General features: G+C 49.4%; 20 protein-coding genes. 1 reads left to right on the top strand and 19 read right to left on the bottom strand.

The features are described from left to right. Window positions 1-330: 330 nt before the first annotated feature. From mnmE to I6E38_RS04195, 16 genes are all read right to left on the bottom strand, one after another. Window positions 331-1773, bottom strand: coding sequence for a tRNA uridine-5-carboxymethylaminomethyl(34) synthesis GTPase MnmE (gene mnmE / locus I6E38_RS04270; RefSeq protein ID WP_235392851.1), 1443 nt, complete (start codon window positions 1771-1773; stop codon window positions 331-333). Window positions 1774-1796: 23 nt separating this feature from the next. After that, entirely contained in the window at window positions 1797-3161 is a 1365-nt protein-coding gene (locus I6E38_RS04265) for a PFL family protein (protein ID WP_235392850.1), read from the bottom strand. A gap of 22 nt (window positions 3162-3183) precedes the next feature. After that, the gene (locus I6E38_RS04260; RefSeq protein WP_235392849.1) at window positions 3184-3456 is read right to left on the bottom strand and encodes an ACT domain-containing protein; all 273 of its coding nucleotides are present in this window, start codon (window positions 3454-3456) and stop codon (window positions 3184-3186) included. A gap of 57 nt (window positions 3457-3513) precedes the next feature. After that, the gene (locus I6E38_RS04255) at window positions 3514-3996 is read right to left on the bottom strand and encodes a GNAT family N-acetyltransferase (protein WP_235392848.1); all 483 of its coding nucleotides are present in this window, start codon (window positions 3994-3996) and stop codon (window positions 3514-3516) included. 38 nt (window positions 3997-4034) lie between these two features. Continuing rightward, window positions 4035-6032, bottom strand: coding sequence for a fructose-1,6-bisphosphatase (locus tag I6E38_RS04250; RefSeq protein ID WP_235392847.1), 1998 nt, complete (start codon window positions 6030-6032; stop codon window positions 4035-4037). A gap of 22 nt (window positions 6033-6054) precedes the next feature. Further along, window positions 6055-6870: a hypothetical protein gene (locus I6E38_RS04245; RefSeq protein ID WP_235392846.1), complete on the bottom strand. Its 816-nt coding sequence runs from the start codon at window positions 6868-6870 to the stop codon at window positions 6055-6057. Next, window positions 6870-8024, bottom strand: a complete 1155-nt coding sequence (locus I6E38_RS04240; protein WP_235392845.1) for a glycosyltransferase — start codon at window positions 8022-8024, stop codon at window positions 6870-6872. Before I6E38_RS04240 ends, I6E38_RS04245 begins: the two co-directional genes overlap by 1 nt. Window positions 8025-8027: 3 nt before the next feature. Continuing rightward, window positions 8028-9179: a diaminopimelate decarboxylase gene (gene lysA, locus I6E38_RS04235; protein ID WP_235392844.1), complete on the bottom strand. Its 1152-nt coding sequence runs from the start codon at window positions 9177-9179 to the stop codon at window positions 8028-8030. Between the two features lie 20 nt (window positions 9180-9199). After that, the gene (locus I6E38_RS04230; protein ID WP_235392843.1) at window positions 9200-10522 is read right to left on the bottom strand and encodes an aspartate kinase; all 1323 of its coding nucleotides are present in this window, start codon (window positions 10520-10522) and stop codon (window positions 9200-9202) included. Between the two features lie 13 nt (window positions 10523-10535). Then, window positions 10536-11234 (bottom strand): cell division ATP-binding protein FtsE, encoded by a 699-nt coding sequence (locus tag I6E38_RS04225; RefSeq protein ID WP_235392842.1) that lies wholly within the window; start codon window positions 11232-11234, stop codon window positions 10536-10538. Between the two features lie 31 nt (window positions 11235-11265). Then, window positions 11266-11880 (bottom strand): bifunctional phosphoribosyl-AMP cyclohydrolase/phosphoribosyl-ATP diphosphatase HisIE, encoded by a 615-nt coding sequence (gene hisIE / locus I6E38_RS04220; protein ID WP_235392841.1) that lies wholly within the window; start codon window positions 11878-11880, stop codon window positions 11266-11268. Between the two features lie 29 nt (window positions 11881-11909). Next, the gene (hisF, locus tag I6E38_RS04215; RefSeq protein WP_235392840.1) at window positions 11910-12668 is read right to left on the bottom strand and encodes an imidazole glycerol phosphate synthase subunit HisF; all 759 of its coding nucleotides are present in this window, start codon (window positions 12666-12668) and stop codon (window positions 11910-11912) included. A gap of 14 nt (window positions 12669-12682) precedes the next feature. Continuing rightward, entirely contained in the window at window positions 12683-13399 is a 717-nt protein-coding gene (gene hisA / locus I6E38_RS04210) for a 1-(5-phosphoribosyl)-5-[(5-phosphoribosylamino)methylideneamino]imidazole-4-carboxamide isomerase (protein WP_235392839.1), read from the bottom strand. Beyond that, entirely contained in the window at window positions 13396-13989 is a 594-nt protein-coding gene (gene hisH, locus I6E38_RS04205) for an imidazole glycerol phosphate synthase subunit HisH (RefSeq protein ID WP_235392838.1), read from the bottom strand. The genes hisA and hisH overlap by 4 nt, the downstream gene beginning before the upstream one ends. Before the next feature lie 209 nt (window positions 13990-14198). Next, complete coding sequence (locus I6E38_RS04200; RefSeq protein ID WP_235392837.1) at window positions 14199-16166, bottom strand: ABC-F family ATP-binding cassette domain-containing protein; 1968 nt, start codon at window positions 16164-16166, stop codon at window positions 14199-14201. 11 nt (window positions 16167-16177) lie between these two features. Next, a complete protein-coding gene (locus I6E38_RS04195) occupies window positions 16178-16627 on the bottom strand; it encodes a hypothetical protein (RefSeq protein ID WP_235392836.1) in 450 nt (149 codons plus the stop codon). A gap of 164 nt (window positions 16628-16791) precedes the next feature. Here I6E38_RS04195 and I6E38_RS04190 point away from each other — a divergent pair, with 164 nt between their 5' ends. Then, the gene (locus tag I6E38_RS04190; RefSeq protein ID WP_235392835.1) at window positions 16792-17598 is read left to right on the top strand and encodes an MBL fold metallo-hydrolase; all 807 of its coding nucleotides are present in this window, start codon (window positions 16792-16794) and stop codon (window positions 17596-17598) included. Window positions 17599-17695: 97 nt separating this feature from the next. On the opposite strand, the gene uvrA is transcribed toward I6E38_RS04190, so the two are convergent. The 3 genes from uvrA to I6E38_RS04175 all read right to left on the bottom strand — a co-directional run bounded on the left by uvrA (window position 17696) and on the right by I6E38_RS04175 (window position 23028). Beyond that, window positions 17696-20509 carry an excinuclease ABC subunit UvrA gene (gene uvrA, locus I6E38_RS04185; RefSeq protein WP_235392834.1) on the bottom strand — a complete coding sequence of 938 codons (2814 nt, stop codon included), beginning with the start codon at window positions 20507-20509 and terminating at the stop codon, window positions 17696-17698. Window position 20510: 1 nt separating this feature from the next. Continuing rightward, the gene (gene rho / locus I6E38_RS04180; RefSeq protein WP_235392833.1) at window positions 20511-22478 is read right to left on the bottom strand and encodes a transcription termination factor Rho; all 1968 of its coding nucleotides are present in this window, start codon (window positions 22476-22478) and stop codon (window positions 20511-20513) included. 262 nt (window positions 22479-22740) lie between these two features. Then, entirely contained in the window at window positions 22741-23028 is a 288-nt protein-coding gene (locus I6E38_RS04175; protein WP_235392832.1) for a transposase, read from the bottom strand. Between the last annotated feature and the right edge of the window lie 201 nt (window positions 23029-23229).

The following is a 23229-nucleotide window of genomic DNA, read 5'->3' as shown; positions in this document are numbered from 1 at the left end:
CTAACGATTCTGTATTTTGGTCTTTCGACAGCTGTTCGATATCTTTTTTCAACAATAACAAGCCTTACATTACGCCAGCCGAAAAACCCTCTATAAAGATATTCGGTGCGAAATATTCAAGCGTAAAACATAACATATTGATGCATAAATCAAACACCATAGACAGCTTGTCAACGTTTAGTCAAAACACTTCGGCATCAAAAAGTACCAAACACACGTCCTTCAACAAATCCTTGCTTATTGAAAATCTCTATATTGTTGTTTGTTGTTTTGTTATTGTTCTGTGCATAGTTAGTATATATAAAAGGTCGAAATGACATACCTATAGTTCTACTTCCCGATGCAGTACGAGCTAAATATTGAGTTTAGCGTTTCTTGCGGGGTGATTCGCTCTTCGCCTGTAATTTCTGCAAGGCTATCAATCACCATACGGAGGTCTTCTGCAAGTAAGTCACCACTTAGTCCGAGATTCATGGAGTCGATGACACGTTGCAGGCTTTCGTCGGCATGCAGGAGTGCTGAGTAATGACGTACGGATGTTATGACTATGTCGCTTTCGGAGATCTGGGGGATGTCGGTCGCCTCTACTATAAGCTGTTCAAGCTCAGGGATATTGGTGCCGTACTTGGCGCTAATGTCCACTATGGGGAGTGTTGAATGTTGAGTGTTGAATGTTGAATTGTCGGCTTCGCCGATAAAGAGTTGTTGAATTGTCGGCTTCGCCGATAAGGAATTATCCAACGACGGGTTGGTGAGGTCAATCTTGTTGCGTACGATGATGAGCTTCTTGCCTGCTACACGCTCTTTCATATCCTCGATTTCGGAAGCTTCAGGCTGCTTGTCGATAAGCCAAAGCACAATCTTGGCCTCCTGCATCTTCTGATAAGTGCGCTCTATACCTATATTCTCAACAACATCATCGGTATCGCGGATGCCTGCCGTATCGACAAAACGGAACTGTATGCCATTGATGACGGTTGTGTCCTCGATGAAATCTCTTGTCGTGCCGTGTACATCACTCACAATAGCCTTATCCTCATGCAGCAGATGATTGAGGAGCGTGCTCTTTCCTACGTTGGTGTTGCCGACAATAGCCACAGGAATGCCGTTTTTCAAGGCGTTGCCCACCTCAAAGGAACGTGCAAGCGAGCGGAGACGCTTATGGATGTCGGTAGCAAGGGTGTAGAGTTCGGAACGGTCGGCAAACTCCAGTTCCTCATGGTCGGAGAAGTCGAGTTCCAGTTCCAATAATGATGTCAGCTTAAGCAGATGGGCACGGAGGTCGGCAAGCTCGTTGCTGAAGTGGCCCTTGAGTTGGCTCATAGCCATGTCGTGCGTAGCCTTGTTGGTAGAGCTGATAAGGTCGGCAACGGCTTCAGCCTGCGAGAGGTCCATCTTGCCATTAAGGAAGGCACGTTGGGTGAACTCGCCAGGTCCGGCTGGAGTGCAACCATTCTCTGTGAGCAGGAGCATAACCTGCTGAAGCACATAGGCTGAGCCATGGCACGAAATCTCTACGGAGTCCTCGCCGGTATACGAATGAGGCGCGCGGAATATGGACACAAGCACCTCGTCGACCACGTCGTTATTGGCGTTGACAATATTGCCGAAAGCAAGAGTGTAAGCCTTGTGCTCGGACAAAGAAAGAGTTGAGCCGACAGGACGGAAAATCCTGTCGGCTATACTGATGGCTTCGGAGCCTGAGATACGAATAATGCCAATAGCACCACCAGGGGCGGTAGCGATGGCGCAAATGGTATTGTTGTTGAGCATTTAGATATTTATCTTTATTTGAGTTAGTTCTTGAAACTGTGGATTGGAGCCGGAATGCGTCCACCACGGTCTACGAACGGCTGGCACGAGAAGGTGTTGACAGGCATGATGGGAGCATAACCCAAGAGTCCGCCAAAGTCTACCTTGTCACCAACCTTCTTGCCTATGGCAGGAATGACGCGCACGGCTGTAGTCTTCTGATTGATCATACCGATGGCTGCCTCGTCGGCAATAATACCAGCTATTGTTGTAGAAGGAGTGTCGCCAGGGATGGCTATCATGTCGAGACCTACGGAGCAGACGCATGTCATAGCCTCAAGCTTCTCGATGGTAAGGGCACCTGCCTCTACGGCATCAATCATGCCCTGGTCCTCGCTTACAGGTATGAAGGCGCCACTAAGACCGCCTACGTAAGACGAAGCCATGATGCCACCCTTCTTGACCTGATCGTTAAGCAAGGCAAGGGCAGCCGTTGTGCCTGGTGCTCCCGGGTGCTCAAGACCTATCTCGCGAAGAATGTCGGCAACGGAATCGCCTACAGCCGGAGTTGGAGCAAGCGAGAGGTCGATAATGCCGAAAGGAACGCCAAGACGGCGTGAAGCCTCCTTGGCTACAAGCTGGCCTACACGCGTAATCTTGAAGGCTGTGCGCTTGATGGTCTCGCAAAGCACCTCAAAGTTCTCGCCACGTACCTGTTCGAGAGCATACTTGACAACGCCAGGTCCGCTCACGCCCACGCTTACCACAGCATCAGGCTCGCTCACTCCGAGGAAGGCACCAGCCATAAACGGATTGTCGTCGGGAGCGTTGCACAGGACAACAAGCTTGGCGCAACCTATGGACATGCGCTCCTTGGTCTCCTCGGCAGTCTGGCGCACGATGTCGCCCATAAGACGCACGGCATCCATATTGATGCCTGTCTTGGTAGAACCGATATTTACCGAACTGCAAATAAGGTCGGTCTCGGCAAGAGCCTTAGGGATGGAGCGTATCATAAGCTCGTCGCTATGAGTCATTCCCTTCGAGACGATAGCCGAGTAGCCACCAAGGAAGTTTACGCCTACAGCCTTGGCAGCACGGTCGAGCGTGCGTGCAAGCTCCACGTAGTCGTCGGATGTCTTGCAGGCATTACCGCCCACAAGAGCTATAGGAGTGATGGCAATACGCTTGTTGACGATAGGCACACCCAATTCCTTTGATATCTGCTCGCCTGTGCTGACGAGGTCTTTGGCGAGACGTGTTATCTTGTTGTATATATTGTCGCAGAGAGTCTGGAGATTGTCGCTCACGCAGTCCATAAGGCTTATGCCCATAGTGATGGTGCGCACGTCGAAGTTCTCCTTCTCTATCATCTTGTTGGTTTCGATAACCTCATTGATATTTATCATGACGTATTAGTTTTGTGTATGATTAGATTCTGTGCATTACATCAAATATCTCCTCGCGCTGGCACTTTACCTGGACGCCTATGCCCTCACCAAGCTTTGCGAGTTCATCGGCAGCCTCAACGAAAGGCTTCTGCATTTTGGTCATGTCTACAATCATCATCATGTTGAAATACTCCTGCACAATGGTCTGCGAAATGTCGAGGATGTTGACATTGTTTTCAGCAAGAAAAGTGCACACTTTAGCAATGATACCCTTGGTGTCCTTTCCTATTACTGTAATGATGGTTCTGTTCATAATTAAAGTTTATTTGTTATTATTCCTGAAATTATTATTTAGGGGCTGTGTTTTCTTTTATAATTGCAACTCCATATCTATGACATCGAGAAAGTGGCCGAACTTCTCGCCTACATTGTGGAAGAGTGAAGCCTGCGTGAAGCCCAAGTGCCTGTGAAACTCGATACTATCGCTATTCTCGGCAGTAATGCAGGCTATGAGCACCTTGTAGCCCTGAGTGCGACACTCATTAATGATGTGCTGCATCAAGGCTGTACCTATACCCGAATGGCGTATGTCAGGATTGAGATAGACGGTGGTTTCGAGGGTGTGAGCATAGGCAGCACGCTCCTTCCATCGATGTACATAGGCATAGCCTGCTACCCTACCCTCATCTTCATAGACGAAGTAGGGGAAGGAGGAGGCTATGTCGCTTATACGCTTCCGCATCTCACAGACTGATATTGGCTCTATCTCGAACGTTACAGTCGTTTCGGCTATATAGCGATTGTAGATTGCCACTATATCGGCAGCATCCTGTATCCTGACTCTTCTAATCATTATTGTATCTATTTAAATTGTCCGTGTGTTTTCCTATATCATTTGTTGGACATAGCCTCCTTGATGTATCCATGACGGTAGGCATAGAGCAACTGCTGAAGGTCGTTGATCTGCTTGGACAACTCACGGCCTATGTCGGTATCGGCTACTCGCATACGATGGGCAGACATCTCGACAATCTGTGTCGTAGACTTGATGTCGGTACATTTCTGTATGGCGTCAAGGGTTGACGTGAACGGCTCGTGCTGTACGAGTACAAATCCACGGCTATGATAAACAAGCGTGTATCCGGCTATGCCCGTCTCCTTGTGGTAAGCCTGCGAGAAACCTCCGTCTATGACCATGAGCTTGCCGTTTGCCTTGACAGGATTCTCGCCATTGCACACATGTACGGGCACATGACCGTTGATGATATGACGGTTTTCGCCTTTCACCCCGAAAGCGTCCATTATATTGTCGACTATCTGCTCATCGTCACGCAACTTGAAGTAGTTGCCCTTCTCCTCATTATGTGTCGCCTTGTCGGCTATGAAGTAGCGCTCGAAGGTAGCCATCTTCGACTTGTCGAACAGAGGGCTGTCAGGTCCACACCACAGATAGAGGAAATAGTCTGTAGCGTAGGTTCGCTCCTCTGCGCTTGAGTCGGTCTGGAATGCCGTACGTATCATCATACCGATGTTGTATAGCAATTCCTTGCCCGAGCACTTCATGTCGGGAGCTATCTCCACTTCCTTCAAAGTGCCGTCGGCATTAAGCGGAATGGAGGCATGGAAGAGCAGGTTATTATTGTATATGGCGTACATGCAACCATGCTGAAGGAGCATACGGATGTGCTTGTGCAGCTTCTCCGACACCTGGAACGAGTGGTTTAGCTTGTCCATAAGCTGCTTCTCCTCGGGCGTGAGGCGGTCGGGATGACGAGGGTCGATGGTCGGGAAAGAGTTGCTCTTGAGCTCATACTCCTTGCCATCAAGAAGGATTGTGCCCTTCTGATAGTCTATCTTGTTGAACAACAGACGGTCGGACATATTCCAGGCAGGATTGCGCTTGATGATGGTAGCCTCCTCCTTAAACTGTATGATGGTAATAGCCTTGTGCATAAGAGCAGCCAGGCGGCTTGTCTTCTGGTCGATGCGTGCCGAGTCGGCTGACGCTATTTTTGGAACAAACTCCTCGCAGGGGTCGTCGCCATAGGTCTCCATAGCGAATGTGGCAAGCGGCACAAGATTGATGCCGTAGCCCTCTTCAAGGGTGGCAAGATTGGCGTAGCGCAACGACAGACGGATGACATTACATTGGCAAGCTCGATTGCCTGCCAAGGCTCCCATCCACAGAATGTCGTGATTGCCCCATTGTATGTCCCATGAATGATATGACGATAGGGTGTCCATAATGATGTGGGCACCAGGACCTCGGTCGTAAATGTCGCCAAGTATATGAAGCTGGTCGATAGACAGACGCTGGATGACATTTGAAATGGCAACTATGAAGTCGTCGGCACGACCTGTAGATATTATGGTGTCGATAATCACGTTTACATAATCTGCCTTGTTGGCATCGTCGGTACGCTCATGCAGGAGTTCCTGAATGATATACGAGAAATCGTGGGGCAACGACTTGCGCACCTTGGAATGGGTGTATTTGCTCGCAACAAGACGGCATACCGAGACGAGCTGATGCAGAGTGATACGATACCAGTCGATGATGTTAGGCTCGGCAGCCTTTATCAGTTCGAGTTTCTGGTCGGGGTAATAGATGAGGGTGCAAAGTTCCTTCATGTCCGACTCGCGCATGGTGTTGCCGAACAGTTCGTTCACCTTACGCTGGATATTGCCCGAAGCATTCTTCAGGATGTGCTGGAACGCCTCGTACTCGCCATGAATGTCAGCAAGAAAGTGTTCTGTACCTTTCGGGAGGTGCAGAATGGCCTGAAGATTTATTATCTCCATGCTTGCCTCAGATATATTGGGAAACGACTGAGCCAACAGATGAAGATACTTCATGTCCTGCTGTTTAGGGGGATGTATGTTTGCCATTTTAGTATAACTTGCTTTTATGTTAGTTTATTATTAGCTTTTGCATGCAGCTCACCACTTTGCCGTCAATACTGTCGATTGGCATGAAACCTTCGGTAAGGCTGCTGTTGAATTCGAGCAACGCCATGGTGTATGAGGCAAATTTAGACAGATGCATTTCGTCGAGAGTATGTCGCATGGATTTCTCGTCGTAGTCGCTACCAATCATTACCTGTGATGTCTCGTCAAGTACGGATTGCGGTATGTTGAGCATCTTGAAGCGCTGGCGGATATACATAATACGCGAACATATATCATGTATCGACTTGTCCTGGATGTTGTATTTTGCTATCTGGCGGCTTATACGATTGCGTACGGCCGTGTCGTTAGACTGTATCGCACTACCGTAGAGCGAGTGGAACAACGCTACCATATCGTCAACAGAGACGGTAGAAGTAAATGCAGCATTTGTGATGACATGTATGCAGGAAGACTTGGTTATGCCACTTAAGAAGGTCTGCTCCAACTGTCCACCGGCATGAACAACCGCACCTGAACGGACAATACGACGTACTGCATATGCAATATTAGGGCTTTTGACCCGACATCCATCACGATTCACAATACCAAGCATACCATTTATCGAGGTGAACACAACGGGAATGTCCTTGCTTCGATATTGCTCCACAAGGCGTACATTCCGTAAGTTCCATATGCCAAAAATGTGGACAATGTCGGGTGACATGTCCACAATATCTACCTGATCACAAACTGTAAGTTCGTGAACCAGCATCTGCCACATCTCGATGTTGATGTATGAGGGGCTTGGCTTGGATGGTATGATGTATTTTATTCTCATTATAATTTATGAGTTGTGAAATCGTATTGGTCCGCCCGTGAATAGCGTATGTTGGTTGACAACTGACGCCACACTATGGAAAGTTCGTAGAAGACCGTACGCCATGCGGGTATGTCCTCGCCAAACCTAACGTACACCTTGCGGGCTATGAGCGAGCGCAACACGATTGTCAGCACAAGATACAAAGCTGTTACAGCAAGCAATATCCATCGTTGGGACACGGCTGACAGAACTATCGAAGCAGCCAGGGCTGCATAATTGGCGTACATCATAGTCATGTCGAAGTTGAACAGAATGCGTGGTGCTGTCGAACGGCTCAGGAACTTGCGTATATGAGCATAACAGATGTCACGATCGTGCCATTGCTTGGGAGTAGGACAGTCTTCACGTATCCATGCGTCCTCGTCTGTAACTACACGTGTCTGTCCTGGCTGGGCATACTTGTTGATGATGAAGTCGTACTCGCCATTTACAAGCTGCAGATTGCCTCGATAGCCTTCCTGAGCTATGAATTCCGAACGTCGGAACGCTATGTTGGTGCCATTGGTGCGATAGGCAATAGAGCCAACTGCACGACGTAACAGATAACACATAGTACGCAAGCGTGCAAAGCGGTAATATCCACGCGCCTCTGAATCGTAGTTGCTATAGCCCATAACCAGATTGGCATCGCTGTCCATACGTGAAGCAAGCGTCTTGAGCCACACGTCAGACTGCGGACGACATTCGGCATTGACCATAACTATCCACTCGTTGTGTGCAGCCTTTACGCCGAGAGCCACAGCAAACTTCGATTTGCTCATAAAGAGCAAGCGGTGGGGAATGTACGTAGCATACAGATGACCACGATGAGCATACTGTTCGACAACCTCTTCTGTTGGCAAATCGCCCTTCTCCCCTACCACTATCACTTCGTAGCCCGGAGCGTAGTCCTGTGTAAGGATGATGGACAGATTGGCATCAAGAGCCTGTGCGTTGTTATTGGCAAGCACAAGTACTGTAAGCCGTGGCATGTCGCTGTCATTGACAGAGTTGGAAGTGTCTGAGTCGTCAGCCTCATCCGTCTTGCGGAAGAACGGATTGGCCACGACCGACACCACCAAAAGCACGGTGATAATTATGCATGAAATTATTGATATTGTATCAATTATCATATCTTATCTGAATTCTTCAGAAATGTATCCTACTGGCAAAGGACGGCAGTTGTAACCACTTGCCATTATCTCGCCATAGGCTCCCGCAGAACGTATTGCAAGCAAATCGCCACGATGACACTTGTTGAGGTCGATGGCTTTGGCAAACACGTCGCTCGACTCGCATATCGGACCTACTACATCGTATGTCTCGTTAGGCTTGTCGCTACTTATGTTCTGTATCTTGTGCAGAGCCTGATAGAGGGCAGGACGGATCAGGTCGGTCATTCCTGCGTCAACAATGGCAAACTGCTTGTACGAACCCTGCTTTACGTAGAGCAAACGAGTAATGAGCGAACCACATTGTGCCACTACCGAACGACCGAGTTCGAAGTGCAGATGCTGGTCTTCGCGCAGACGCAAGTGTGTGGCATAAGTGTTGAAGTATTCCTTGAAGTCGGGAATCGGCTCACGGTCGGGATTGTCGTAGCTAACGCCCAATCCGCCACCAACATTTATGTTCTGGACAAATACATTGCGCTTTGCCAACTGGTTCTGCAAGTCGTTGATACGGTTGCACAAAGCCTTGAAGTCACCCATGTCAAGTATCTGAGAACCAATATGAAAGTGGAGTCCGATAACTTCAATATTATCTATCGTCTGAGCCTCATCAATAACCTTATCCATGTCCTGCATGGCTATGCCGAACTTGTTCTCGGCAAGACCGGTAGTAATGTTGGCATGGGTGTGAGCTCCGATGTTAGGATTGATACGGAACGCTACACGGGCCTTCTTGCCGTGCTTTTGTGCAAGTTTGTTAATCACCTCAAGCTCGGCTATCGACTCTACATTGAAGCATGCGATATCGTTCTGAAGTCCGAGTTCTATCTCCCAATCGCTCTTGCCTACTCCAGCATATACTATGCTGTCGGCAGGAAAGCCAGCCTCAAGTGCCGCCTTTATCTCGCCACCACTTACACAATCTGCACCAAGTCCGTATTGGCTTATGATGCGCAGGATTTTCTGGTTGGCATTAGCCTTGACAGCATAATGAACATGATAGTTGGCATGCTTGCCACTCTCTTCCTTTATGGTCTGAAGTGTCTCACGCAGAAGCTGTGTGTCGTAATAGTAGAACGGCGTGCGTGTATCCTGAAATTTATCTACGGGGAACATTTCCTTATGTTTTTCTATTTTTACTTCTTGTTGAACAGTACGTCTGAAAGGTTCTGAAGAGCACGTGCCTTGTCCGACTCTCTTATCAGGAAGGAAATGTTGTAGTTGCTTCCTCCGTATGAAATCATGCGCACGGGAATATTCTTCATAGCATCGAGAACGAGAGTCTCAAAGCCCAGGTTGCTCCAGTCGAGGTCGCCCACAACACATACAATACACATGTCAGAATCAACTGTAACCGTACCGTACTTCTTCAGTTCGTCAACAATCTCGTTGAGGTGTGTAGTGTTGTCAATACTCATCGAAACGCCCACCTCGCTGGTAGTAATCATGTCGATGGGAGTCTGATAGCACTCGAAGATTTCGAACACCTTGCGCAGGAAACCTGTAGCAAAGAGCATGCGCGACGACTTGATCTTGATGGCAGTAATGTTGTCCTTAGCTGCAACAGCCTTGATCTTGCCCTTCAGCAGCACATTGTCGATAATAGTGCCTTCAGCCTTAGGGTCGAGAGTGTTCTTAAGGCGTACTGGGATACCGGCAAACTTGGCTGGCTGCACACATGTTGGGTGCAGAATCTTGGCACCAAAGTAAGCCAACTCGGCAGCCTCCTCAAAGTTGAGCTGACGTATTGCCTCTGTATTGCCTACGACACGCGGATCGTTGTTGTGCATTCCGTCGATGTCGGTCCAAATCTGGATTTCCTCGGCAGGAAGAGCGGCACCAATGAGCGAGGCTGTGAAGTCGCTTCCGCCACGCAGAAGATTGTCCACCTCGCCATAAGCGTTGCGGCAGATGAAGCCCTGTGTGATATAAATCTGGTAACCCTCATTCTCCTTCAAGATGGCGCCGAGCTTCTCCTTGATGTACTGTGAGTCGGGTTCGGCATTCTTGTCAGTTCTCATGAAGTCGAGAGCCGAGAGCAAGCACACCTTAACGCCTTGCTCCTCAAGATAGTTTGCCACCATATTGGTGCTCATTATCTCGCCCTGAGCCACGATGTTCTTCTCCTCAAAGCTTGTAAACAAGTCCTTGGTGAAAGAACGCAGATAGTTGAATTCAGAAGCAAGGAATTCCTTGGTACGCTGCTTGTATTCGTCTGTGGAGTAGAGTTCCTCCACATGTCCCATATATTTTCTTTCGAGATTGTTGATTACATCATTAGCTCCATCCGAATTCTTCTTGTAGAGATAGTTTGAAATCTCGACAAGCGAGTTGGTTGTTCCAGACATTGCCGAGAGGACAATGAAAACCTGTTCGCCCGATTCTGGCACCATTGCCGCTACCGACTTCATGCGTTCTGGTGTTCCTACGGAGGTTCCTCCAAACTTCATTACTTTCATAGTGTGTATATTTTTATTTGTTATTTTCCTTATTTGTTTTGTCTGTCATCTCAATCAGTTTACCCTCCTCACATTTATAAACGCGTCCTGGGAAACGATCTATAAGTCCGTGGTTGTGGGTTGAAATCACCACCGGAGTTCCTGTATGGCTTATCTCATAGAACAACCCTACAATCTTCTCGGCTGTATCGGGGTCGAGATTGCCCGTAGGCTCATCAGCTATGATAACCTTGGGATGATTGAGCAGGGCACGTGCAATAGCGATACGCTGCTGCTCTCCACCGGAGAGTTCGTGCGGGCACTTGAATTTCTTGTCTTCCATACCCACAGCCGCCAGCACATTGTCTATGCGGTCGTCAATCTCCTTCTTGTCCTTCCATCCGGTAGAATGGAGCACAAACTCCAGGTTCTTGTAGATGTTACGGTCGTGAAGCAGTTGGAAGTCCTGGAATATGATGCCCATATCACGGCGCAGAGCCGGAACGTCCTTGCGCTTCAACGTTGTCAGATCTCTATCAAGCACTTTGGCGGTCTCTGCATCGTCCTTGTCGATATCCACCTCACAATAAAGGGTTTTAAGCAGAGTCGACTTTCCCGACCCCACCTTACCTATTATATATACAAACTGGTCGGCATCCACTTGAAAATCGACACCTTCGAGAATCATCTCGTCAGCCTGATAGATGTTGACCTTGTTATATTCTATCAACATAATATGAAAATATGTTTTGAATTCTTATATTTTAATGTTTGTGCCAACTTGGAGCATGGCGCTCCTTGAGTTCCTTGGCAATGTCTTCGATTCGCAGTCCCTTGCTTGTGAGCAGCACAATCAGATGATAGAACATGTCAGAAGCCTCATATATGAGACGGTCGTTGGTACCGTTTGTAGCCTCGATTACAGCCTCAAGAGCCTCCTCGCCCACCTTCTGTGCCATACGGTTAAGTCCGTCTTTGAACAGCGACGTGGTGTACGAGCCTTCGGGCATTTCCTCATGACGCTTGTTGATGAAGTCCTGCAGTTCGGTAAGGAATAGCAGAGGGTTGGCGTCATTGGTTTCGCCCCAGCAGGTGTCGGTTCCAAGATGGCAGGCAGGTCCGGTAGGATTCACTCTAACCAGAAGAGTGTCGTTATCGCAATCCACCTTTATGTCTACAAGATTGAGAAAATTGCCGGATGTCTCGCCCTTTGTCCACAAGCAGTTGCGTGAGCGGCTCCAGAATGTAACCTTGCCTGTAGCCAGAGTCTTCTCGTAGGCTTCGCGGTTCATGTAGCCCAGCATCAGCACGTTACGGGTTGTATTGTCTTGTATAATAGCAGGAACGAGTCCGTTCATCTTTTCAAAATCTATATTCATAACCAATCGTTTTATTTATGAGGTTCTTTTTAAATTCTTGTTTTCACTCCCTTTTCATTCAGAAACCGTTTGAGTTCCGGAATGCTTATCTCGCCAAAATGGAACACGCTTGCAGCAAGAGCTGCGTCAGCCTTACCTATGCTGAAAGCATCATAGAAGTGCTGCATGTTGCCTGCTCCACCACTTGCTATTATTGGTATTGGCAACGTCGACAACTGCGCAAGCGCCTCGTTGGCATAGCCGGTCTTCACTCCGTCGTGATTCATACTGGTGAAGAGTATTTCGCCAGCCCCTCGGTCGGCCACTTCTGCAGCCCAGTCAAACAGGCGATGGTCGGTACGCTCTCGCCCACCCTTTACATAGCAATACCATTCGCCATCGGCCTCCTGGCGTGCGTCAATAGCACATACGCACACCTGAGAACCGAACTTCGACGATATTTCATTTATCAGCTGCGGGTTGCGTATGGCAGCCGAGTTGATGCTCGCCTTGTCGGCTCCTGCATACAGCAGTCGCTCTACATCAGAGAAAGCGTTGATGCCTCCGCCAACGGTAAACGGTATGTTTATCACTTTGGCTACCCTTTCCACCATCTCGGTGAATGTATTGCGTCCTTCTGCGCTTGCTGTGATGTCGAGAAACACCAGTTCGTCAGCTCCATCTTCGCTATATCTTCTTGCAAGCTCCACAGGGTCGCCGGCGTTGCGCAGATTCTCGAAGTTGACGCCCTTAACGGTCTGCCCGTCTTTCACATCAAGGCATGGTATGATTCTTTTGGCAAGTCCCATAATCGTTCATTTTTTTAAATGAGGTGACTTATACGTTCTATGTCTATGCGTCCTTCGTAGTAAGCCTTTCCGAACACTATAGCCGGAATGCATGCCTCGTCAAGAGCTATAATGTCGTCAGCCGACGACACGCCGCCACTTGCTATGAGGTGAAGGTCGGGAAAGCGCTTCATTATATTCCTGTACAACTCGATGGATGTGCCTGAGAGCGCTCCGTCCTTTGAAATGTCGGTACACAACACCTGGCTGATGCCTTTGGCCTTGTAAAAGCCGATAAAATCAAATATGTCACGTTCGGTATGTTCCAGCCATCCGTTTATGGCAATCTTGCCGTCAAGCACGTCTGCACCTAATATTATACGCTCCGGTCCGTATCGCTTGAGCCAATCGGCAAACATCTCGGGATTGGTATACGAGATGCTTCCTATCGTCACCATCGATGCTCCGTTGTCGAAAGCTGTGTCCATGTCATGCTGTGTCTTTATGCCGCCACCGAAGTCTACCTTGAGGTCTGTGCCTTTGCACACTTCGCTTAGTACGTCAGCATTTACAACGTGTTTGGACTTTGCCCCGTCCAAGTCGACCATATGAAGTCGCTTGAAACCAGTCTTTTCCAGTTCGGCAGCCATATCTATCGGCTTGCCATACACTTTCTTCTGCGAGTAGTCGCCCTTGGTGAGCCTTACGCATTCGCCGTTGATTATGTCGATTGCCGGTATCAGTTCAATCATATGCGTTCAATGAAGTTTCTTAATATCTGTTCGCCCACGCTGCCACTCTTTTCGGGATGGAACTGTGTTGCGTAGAAGTTGTCCTTTCTCAGAGCTGCGCTGAATGGCAGAGTGTAGTCTGCCACAGCGATGGTATGTTCGCACACGGGCACATAATAGCTATGTACGAAATACACGAAATCGTCTTCGCCGACGTGCTCAAACAGCCCCGTCTTGAGGTTGTGTATGTTGTTCCATCCCATGGCAGGCACCTTTTCGCTGCTGTCAGTCGGGACGAAACGCTTCACGTCGACAGAGAATATTCCAAGACAGTCGGTATTGTCCTCTTCCGAATGTCGGCACATGAGCTGCTGTCCTATACATATTCCCAGTACGGGCTGGCGCAATGCGCATATCAGCCTGTCGAGGTTGTGTTCTTTCAGATACTTCATTGTCTCGCCGGCAGCCCCCTGTCCGGGGAATATAATCTTGTCGGCCGACATCAACGCTTCTGGCGAATCCGTAATAACGGGATTGCACCCGATACGTTGCAAGGCGTTGACTACCGACCTGATGTTACCAGCATTATACTTGACTATAGCTATCTGCATAAGCTTTGTGTTTTGTTGAGATACATAAGGCTTCATGCCTATCAAGCATGAACATTTGACATGTTAGGGGTGCTATCCTCGGCAAAGTTACAAATTTTTCTGTGTTTAGAATATGATTTTGCCGTTTTTTGCTGTCAAGGAGGCTCATTATAACACGTTTGACTCATATAATGACTTATATATGTCATTTTTATGCAAATACAAGCGCCCTATTTTACGATTTGTCGCGCCAGCTCCTCAAGTTCTTCCGACAGTTGCGTCCAGCGTTCCTCCTCCTCGTCCATACGCATCTTGACGGATGTGTATTCGTTGACGAGCTGCATGTCGGATGCGCCTTCGGGCGTACATAGCTTCTCGTCGAGTTCCTTCAGTCGGTTTTCCATCGATTCTATCTTAGCCTCCGACTCCTTAACGAGTTTCTCTATCTTGCGTATTTTCTTCTGTTTCTCCTTGTGCTCGGCGTAGCTTTCCTTGGCCTGCGACTTCTCTGCGTCGTCAGCCGTCTTTGCCGAACTGGCGTTGTCCGTATTTGCCGCAAACGTGCTTGCCGTGTTCAGGGCTGTCATGTCTTCCACGTTGTGCGCCCGCAGATAATCGTAAATGCCGCCTAAGTGTTCGCGCACCTTGCCGCCACCGAATTCGTACACCTTGCTGACGAGGCCGTCGAGGAATTCGCGGTCGTGGCTTACGATGATGGCTGTGCCGTCAAAGGCGAGTATTGCCTCCTTAAGCACTTCTTTCGAGGGAATGTCAAGATGGTTGGTAGGCTCGTCGAGGATGAGCAGGTTGACGGGTTCGAGCAGCAGCTTGATCATTGCCAGTCGGCTGCGTTCGCCTCCCGAGAGCACCTTCACCTGCTTGTCTACATCCTCGCCACAGAACATGAACGAGCCAAGTATGTTCTTTATCTTCAGTCGGATGTCGCCCTTTGCCACATTGTCAATGGTCTCAAACACGGTCAGTTCGCCGTCGAGCAGCTGCGCCTGGTTCTGGGCAAAGTAGCCTATCTGCACGTTGTGTCCTACCTTAAGGTTGCCGTCGAACGGTATTTCGCCCATAATACACTTCACGAGCGTTGATTTACCCTCGCCGTTCTTGCCTACGAACGCCACCTTCTCGCCTCGCTCAATGGTGAGGTCAACATTCGAGAACACGTTGTGGTCGCCATAGCTTTTGCCCACTCCGTCGCATATTACCGGATAGTCGCCCGAGCGTAGACATGGCGGAAACTTCAAATGCATCGTGGCATTGTCCACCTCGTCCACCTCAATAGGCACAATCTTCTCCAGCTGCTTTATGCGGCTCTGCACCTGCACAGCCTTGGTTGGCTTATAGCGGAACCGCTCAATGAAGTCCTTGATGTCGGCTATTTCCTTCTGCTGGTTCTCGTAGGCGCGCAACTGCTGCTCGTGGCGTTCGTCGCGCAGCTTTATGTATTCGTCGTATTTCACACGATAGTCGTTCACCTGTCCGCAGGTGATTTCTATTGTGCGGTTTGTCACATTATTAATAAAGGCGCGGTCGTGGCTCACCAGCACCACAGCCTTGGCACTCTGCTGCAGAAATCGCTCTAGCCATCCTATACTTTCGATGTCGAGATGGTTGGTAGGCTCGTCGAGCAAGAGTATGTCGGGACGGCGCAACAGAATCTTTGCCAGCTCGATACGCATGCGCCAACCTCCCGAGAACTCGCTCGTGGGACGGTCGAAGTCTGTGCGCAGGAAACCCAGACCTGTAAGCGTGCGTTCTATCTCAGCCTCGTAATTGTCGCCACCGAGCATCATGAAGCGGTCGTGCTCCTGTGTGAACTTCTCCACAAGTGCGGCGTACGATTCGCTCTCGTAATCGGTACGCTCTGTCAACTGGCGGTTAAGGTCGTCAATACGTGCCTTCATCTTTGTCACGTACGAGAAAGCCTTGCGCGCCTCCTCCTTCACGGTGGTGTTGTCCTGCAGAATCATCACCTGTGGCAGGTAGCCTATAGTGGTGTCGTTGGGTATTGCCACCTTGCCGTCTGTAGGTTTCTGCATTCCGCATATTATCTTCAGCATGGTCGACTTGCCTGCTCCGTTCTTGCCCACAAGGGCTATGCGGTCGCGGTCGTTCACTACAAAGCTCACATTTCTGAACAATGGCTTTGCGCTGAACTCAACTGAGAGTCCTTCTATTGATATCATATTTTCGTTTCTTATTCTTCTGTTTTTGTGACGGGGCCGTCGAGGTCTACCTTCCACGTTTCCCCTTCCTTTCTTAGTGTCAGCCGGCACTTGCCTTCCTTGCACATTCTGCCCGGGCATCCTATTGAGTCGCACAACAGGAAGTTGCGGACCGTCATTTTCACCCGTGCGCTGTCGCCGTCGATGTCTATGTCGTCGATGTCACACAATGCGCTGTCGGTCTGCGCGTTCAGCACGTCCACGTCGTTCTGACTGATGTTCGACGCATGAAATTCAATCCACTTGTACGAGCGGTCGGTACACAGCGCCGAAGCCTGCTTCAGGCGTAGATTGAAGTAGTTCTGCCCGAAACTTCTGGCACAGCTTTCCACAGCAGCATCGTCCTTAAGCGAGCATGCGCTTGCCAGGCACAACGCCGTTATAAAGGCGAAGGAGATGAGTATTGTTTGTTTTACTGACATACCCTATAACTTCTTTGGTTGATAACAACTACAAAATTACTTATTTTCTTTGGCATATTCACCTCTTTTGCTTAATTTTGTATGAAAATCCAAACCGACAAAGGTAAATGCATCTATATTCAGCACTTGCTCTTGCCGGTATTTTAATGTTTATAGAAGAAAAAATGCTGAACTTTATATCTTTTGGAAGCGGAAGTAGTGGCAACTGCTACTACATATACACACAGAACTCGGGTCTGCTTATTGATGTAGGCGTAGGAACGAGGTCGCTCAAGAAGGCGTTTCATGATTACGGACTACGGTTTGTGGATGGTTTCGACGGCATTCTCGTCACTCACGACCATGCCGACCACATTAAGTCGGTGGGCAGTCTGAGCAAGAAATTCAATCTGCCTGTCTATGCTACCGAGACGGTTCATGCCGGCATGGACCGCAACTACTGCATGCGCTGCAAGCTCGCCCACTCCAACAGGATGAAGGTTGTGAAGGGAGAGAGCTTCAACGTTGGCGACTTCCGCATCACTCCCTTTGACGTGCCTCACGACAGCTCCGACAATGTGGGCTATCTGATTGAGGCTGACGGAATAGCGTTCTGTCTGCTCACGGATGTAGGCGCCATAACCGACGAGATGAAGCAGCTCATCAGCCGTGCCGACTACCTGGTAATAGAGGCCAACTACGACCCGCAGATGCTCGAGACGGGACCTTACTCGCGCTATCTGAAAGACCGCATCAGGAACGGACACGGCCATCTGAGCAACGTGCAATGTGCCCTTGCCTTGGCTGAGAACCTTACCAGCCGCCTCAAACACATATGGCTGTGCCACCTCAGTCAGGAGAACAACAAGCCTGAGCTGGCTCTCGTCACCGTCTGCCATACGCTCGAAGATGCAGGAATACGTGTAGGCGAAGACGTGAAAGTAGAAGCTCTACGCCGCACGCTGCCCACAGGAATCTTCAGCCTGACATAAAAAAAGAACAACATAGTCAATCTACATAAGAAATCAGCTATGTTGTTCTTTATGATTTATATAGTTCCTTTAGCGTAGCGGTATTGATTTTACTCCGCTAATCCGCCCTCAACTTCTCGCTCAGATAACGTCCTGTAGCACTCTCACGGCATCTTGCCACTTCTTCGGGAGTGCCGCAGCAGACGATGTTGCCACCCTTGTTGCCTCCGTCGGGACCGAGGTCAATCACATAGTCGCCACATTTTATCACGTCCATGTTGTGCTCGATTACGATTATAGAGTGTCCTTTCTCTATGAGCGTATTGAACGCCTTGAGCAGTCGGTGGATGTCGTGGAAATGCAGACCTGTCGTGGGCTCGTCGAATATGAAGAGCGTAGGTTCCTGCCGTTCCTGTCCGATGAAATAGGCGAGCTTGACGCGCTGGTTCTCACCTCCCGAGAGGGTTGACGAGCTTTGTCCCAGCTTGATGTATCCCAGTCCTACTGCATCGAGCGGCCGCAACTTGTCGGCAATCTGCTTTTCGCCATACTTCTCAAAAAACTCGATGGCTTCACGTACAGTCATGTTCAGCACGTCGTAGATGTTCTTGTCGTGGTATCGCACGTCGAGTATTTCCTTCTTGAAGCGTCTGCCGTGGCAGGCGTCACACTCCAGCACGAGATCTGCCATGAACTGCATCTCTACCGTTATCACTCCAGCGCCCTTGCACTCCTCGCAGCGTCCGCCTTCGGCGTTGAACGAGAAGTACTGTGCCGTATATCCCTCCTGTTTTGCCAGGGGCTGGCTTGCGAAGAGCTGGCGTATGGCGTCATAAGCCTTGATGTAAGTGGCAGGATTGGAACGTGTGCTCTTGCCTATAGGGTTCTGGTCGACAAACTCCACGTGCTTCACCATCTGCCAGTCGCCCTCGAGCGACGAGTATTCGCCCGGAGCGTCAGCCACCTCGTTCAGATGGCGCTTCAAGGCGGGATAAAGTATTCCCTTGATGAGCGACGACTTGCCCGAACCGCTCACTCCCGTCACCACGGTCAGCACGTTGAGCGGCAGGGTGACGTCTATTCCGCGCAGATTGTTCATCCGCGCTCCCTTTATCTTTATGGCGTGGTTCCACTGGCGTCTTGACTGCGGCACGGGTATCCTGTCGGCTCCCGAAAGATAGCGCACGGTATGGCTGCGCGTCTTGTCCGGGTCGGCGTGCAGAATGTCGTCGAGCGTTCCTTCAAACACTATCTCGCCTCCGAGTCTGCCAGCGTCAGGTCCTACATCTATTATATAGTCGGCAGCACGCATTATGTCCTCGTCGTGCTCTACTACTATTACCGTGTTGTGGAGCTGCTGCAGCTCGCGCAGCACATGTATCAGTCTGTCGGTGTCGCGGCTGTGCAGTCCGATACTCGGCTCGTCGAGTATGTAGACCGAGCCTACGAGCGAGCTTCCGAGATTGGTGGTGAGATTGATGCGCTGGCTCTCGCCGCCGCTAAGCGAGTCGGAGGGACGGTTGAGCGTAAGGTAGCCCAGCCCTACGTCGAGCAGAAACTGCAGACGGTTGTTTATCTCCGTGAGCAGTCGCTTTGCTATCTTTGCCTCGTGCTCGCTGAGCTGGAGGTTTGCGAACCATTCTTTCAGGTTCACCACGGGCATCTCCACCAGTTCGGTTATGCTCATGCCGCCTATCTTCACCCATGTTGCCTCCTTCTTGAGTCGGGTGCCATAGCACAAGGGGCAGACCGTCTTGCCACGATAGCGGCTTTGCAGCACGCGGTATTGTATCTTGTATTGGTTTTCCTTGACCATCTGGAAGAACGAGTCGATGCACACCCTATCGCGTACGTCGCGGTTGCGGTCGGAAGGCAGTCCGTGCCACAGCATGTCCTTCTGCGCTCTTGTCAGGTTGAAGTAAGGTTCGAATATGGGAAACTTGTCGGTTGCTGCCCTGCGGCAGAATTCTGCCTTCCATGTTCCCAGCTTTTCGCCGTGCCAGCATTGCACGCATCCGTCGTATACGCTCAGCGACGTATTGGGCACAACCAGCTTCTCGTCGATGCCTATCACCTTGCCGAATCCCTCGCACTCGGGACACGCTCCTGCAGGCGAGTTGAATGCGAACATGCTGTCGGTAGGCTTCTCAAACGTGATGCCGTCCTCCTCAAACGAGGTGGAAAAGTCGTAGCAGATATTTGACGGAGGGAACACGAGGCGGCAGGTGCCGTTGCCCTCGTAGAAGGCAGTCTCTACCGATTCAGTCAGTCGAGAACCGTTTGATTCAGAAGAACTTACACTCATTCGATCAATCAAAACATAAAGCTGGTCGGCACTCACATTCTCCTTGTCTTCAGCTATGAAGTCGTCGATGCGCACGAACTCTCCCTTGTACCAGATGCGCGAGTAGCCCTGCTGCAATTCGGCAGTAAGCTGTTCGTGTAGCGTGCGTCCCTGCACCACGTTGAGTGGTGCCAGCACGGCAAACTTCGTACCCTCGGAGTATTGCCGTGTACACTCCAGCACGTCGTCGACGGTATGGGTCTTCACCTCCTTGCCGCTTACGGGCGAGTAGGTGTGGCCTATACGTGCAAAAAGCAGACGTAGATATTCGTAGATTTCGGTGGATGTGCCTATTGTGCTTCGCGGATTTCGCGATATTACCTTCTGTTCTACGGCAATTGCCGGTGGCAGACCCTTGATATAGTCGCATTCGGGTTTGCTCATTCTGCCAAGATACTGTCTGGCGTACGAAGAAAGCGACTCTACATAACGTCGCTGGCCTTCGGCATACAATGTGTCGAAAGCCAGCGATGATTTGCCGGAACCAGAGATTCCGGTTATAACAATAAGTTTGTCGCGCGGTATCTTCAGGCTGATGTCCTTCAGATTGTTGACCCGCGCTCCTTTTACTTCTATGAATTTTTCCATATTAGTCGTTCATGGATAACAGGAACTCCTCGTTGTCGCGCGTGCGGTGCATACGGTCGTGTATGGTGTTCATCGCCTCGATGGGGTTCATGTCCGAAATGTACTTGCGCAGAATCCACATACGGTCGAGTGTGGTCTTGTCCTGCAGCAGATCGTCACGACGCGTACTTGAAGCCACGAGGTTGACTGCCGGGAAGATGCGCTTGTTTGAGAGCGAGCGGTCGAGCTGCAACTCCATGTTGCCGGTTCCCTTGAACTCCTCGAATATCACTTCGTCCATCTTCGAGCCTGTGTCGATGAGGGCTGTTGCCACGATGGTGAGCGAGCCTCCGTTCTCGATGTTGCGTGCTGCTCCGAAGAATCGCTTGGGCTTCTGCAGGGCGTTGGCGTCGACACCACCTGTGAGCACCTTGCCCGATGCTGGCGACACGGTGTTGTATGCGCGTGCCAGACGTGTTATCGAGTCGAGGAATATCACTACGTCGTGTCCGCACTCCACCATTCTCTTGGCTTTCTCGAGTACTATTCCGGCTATCTTGACGTGGCGTTCGGCAGGCTCGTCGAATGTTGACGCTATCACTTCGGCGTTTACGGTACGTGCCATGTCGGTAACCTCCTCGGGGCGCTCGTCGATGAGCAGCATCATGAGGTAGGCTTCGGGGTGGTTGGCTGCTATGGCGTTGGCAATGTCCTTCATGAGGATCGTCTTACCTGTCTTGGGCTGTGCCACGATAAGCGCGCGCTGTCCCTTGCCTATGGGCGAGAAGAGGTCGACGATGCGTGTGCTGAGATTGGTTGTGGCACGGTCGCCGCAGAGGTTGAACTTCTCGTCGGGGAAGAGCGGTGTGAGGTGTTCGAATGCCACACGGTCGCGTATTTCGTTGGGGTTGCGTCCGTTGATCATGTCGATGCTTGTGAGCGGGAAGTATTTCTCGCCGTCGTGCGGCGGACGCACGTGGCAGTCTACTACGTCGCCAGTCTTGAGTCCGTAGCTCTTCACCTGCTGTGTAGACACGTATATATCGTCGGGCGAAGAGAGGTAGTTGTAGTCGCTTGAGCGGAGGAATCCGTATCCGTCGGGCATCACCTCAAGCACTCCGTTGGCCTTAACGAGGTCGGTGAAGTCGTACAGAGGCTCCTCGGGCTGTGGCTGAGGTTGCACATTATACAGCGCATCGTTCTGTAAATTAGAAGTTGGATTGTCAAACATGTCGTATGTAGGAACTGCACCCTGATCTTCAATCGGCAGGTCGACTACTGTGATAAAATCGGTTCCGTCGCCAGGATCGCCAGCCCAAACACAATCAACGTTGGCAGCGTTGCTATCAACTGTCTCATTGTGCGACTTTATTTTTGCCTGAAGTTGTGCAAGCATATCATCGTCCACACTATCCTCATCGGCTATCTTTTCGTCATTGCCCAATGATGCTTCAGGAATATCCGTATCATTTATGTTGTCCGCATTCAAAACCTCAGGTTGAGTTTTTTGCACATCCGGTATTGACGACTCTTCACTTTCAGTTCCTTGCGCTGCTATTTCGTCCATACGTTTACGTTCTTCTATGGCCGAAAGCAGTTCTAGCTCCTTCTTCGACTTACGTCCTCTATGCTTAGGTATTGCCATAAGCATCTCCTCAGGACTCATTGGAACTTGTTCTACATTTACAGTTTCTACAGACTGTGTCTGTTGTTCTGTTTCTTCTACCTTATTTTTCTTAACATCGAAATTCTCACCTTCTTTGCCATTCACAGTATAAACACGGTCTGTGTCTTTCTTGGTTATTCTGGTGCGACGACGCTTGGTCGCACCAAGCGGGTTCTTGCTACCTTCTATTTCGGCTTGCCTGTCAAGTATTGCATACATAAGCCCTTCCGCATTATCATCTGATGCAACGTCAATGCCCATTTCTTGCGCAATATCTTGCAATTCAGCCGTAGTCTTGACTGATAAATCTTCTTTACTATACATGGATTTTTATAAAAATGAAAGATTACGTTTCAGAACTGAAACAAATGTAATCTTGATTTGAAATTATAATGCAAAATTACTAATTATTTCCCAAAGTAGGAAAACTACTAAAAATATTAATTTAGTGATTAACTAATATTAACCAAGAAATGTAAGCGTAGCTGCTATGCTAGCGTTTATCCCTTTTAAGACTTACCGGGACTTGAGCTCATATAATACTGTTTTGTTTTAACAATCTGCATTTCTTATGCAAACAACGGCCTTACCCTATAAAGATATTCAGATCATTTACTCCTCTGAATTCAGCCCTAAATGTTTTTAACTTGCAATTGAATAATTCGGCACTGGCGTTAGTTCTTTTGTCATTGAAGAAATTCAGTACTCTGTCATAATGGCTTTGAAACGTTTTGATGACAGTATTAAACTCTTCACAGTTCCATTGCTCAACCTGATTAAACCATAATGCGAGTTTAGAACGTGCCACGTCCTTACTATCGTAATCCGAATATATCTTACCCAATCTTAAAGCAAGATAATAAAACTCTTTCATGTCCGAAAACCGACAGAACAGAAGGCACGTAAGCATCCAACCCCTATGACAATACTGCTCAAGGGGGTGTGTCAAAATTCACACCCTCTTTTAAAATATCACAAAGCCCGAACTTTCACAAGCTCGGACTTTGCTATTCCATAATTTTTTTGTACCTTTATGGAAAGAAATTTCTAATATGTCAAAGGTACAATTTATTCC

It is taken from the genome of Leyella stercorea, assembly GCF_021531355.1.
Taxonomy (GTDB): domain Bacteria; phylum Bacteroidota; class Bacteroidia; order Bacteroidales; family Bacteroidaceae; genus Prevotella.
The sequence above is the reverse complement of the archived record's forward strand: the minus strand, read 5'-3'. Positions and strand labels throughout refer to the sequence as shown.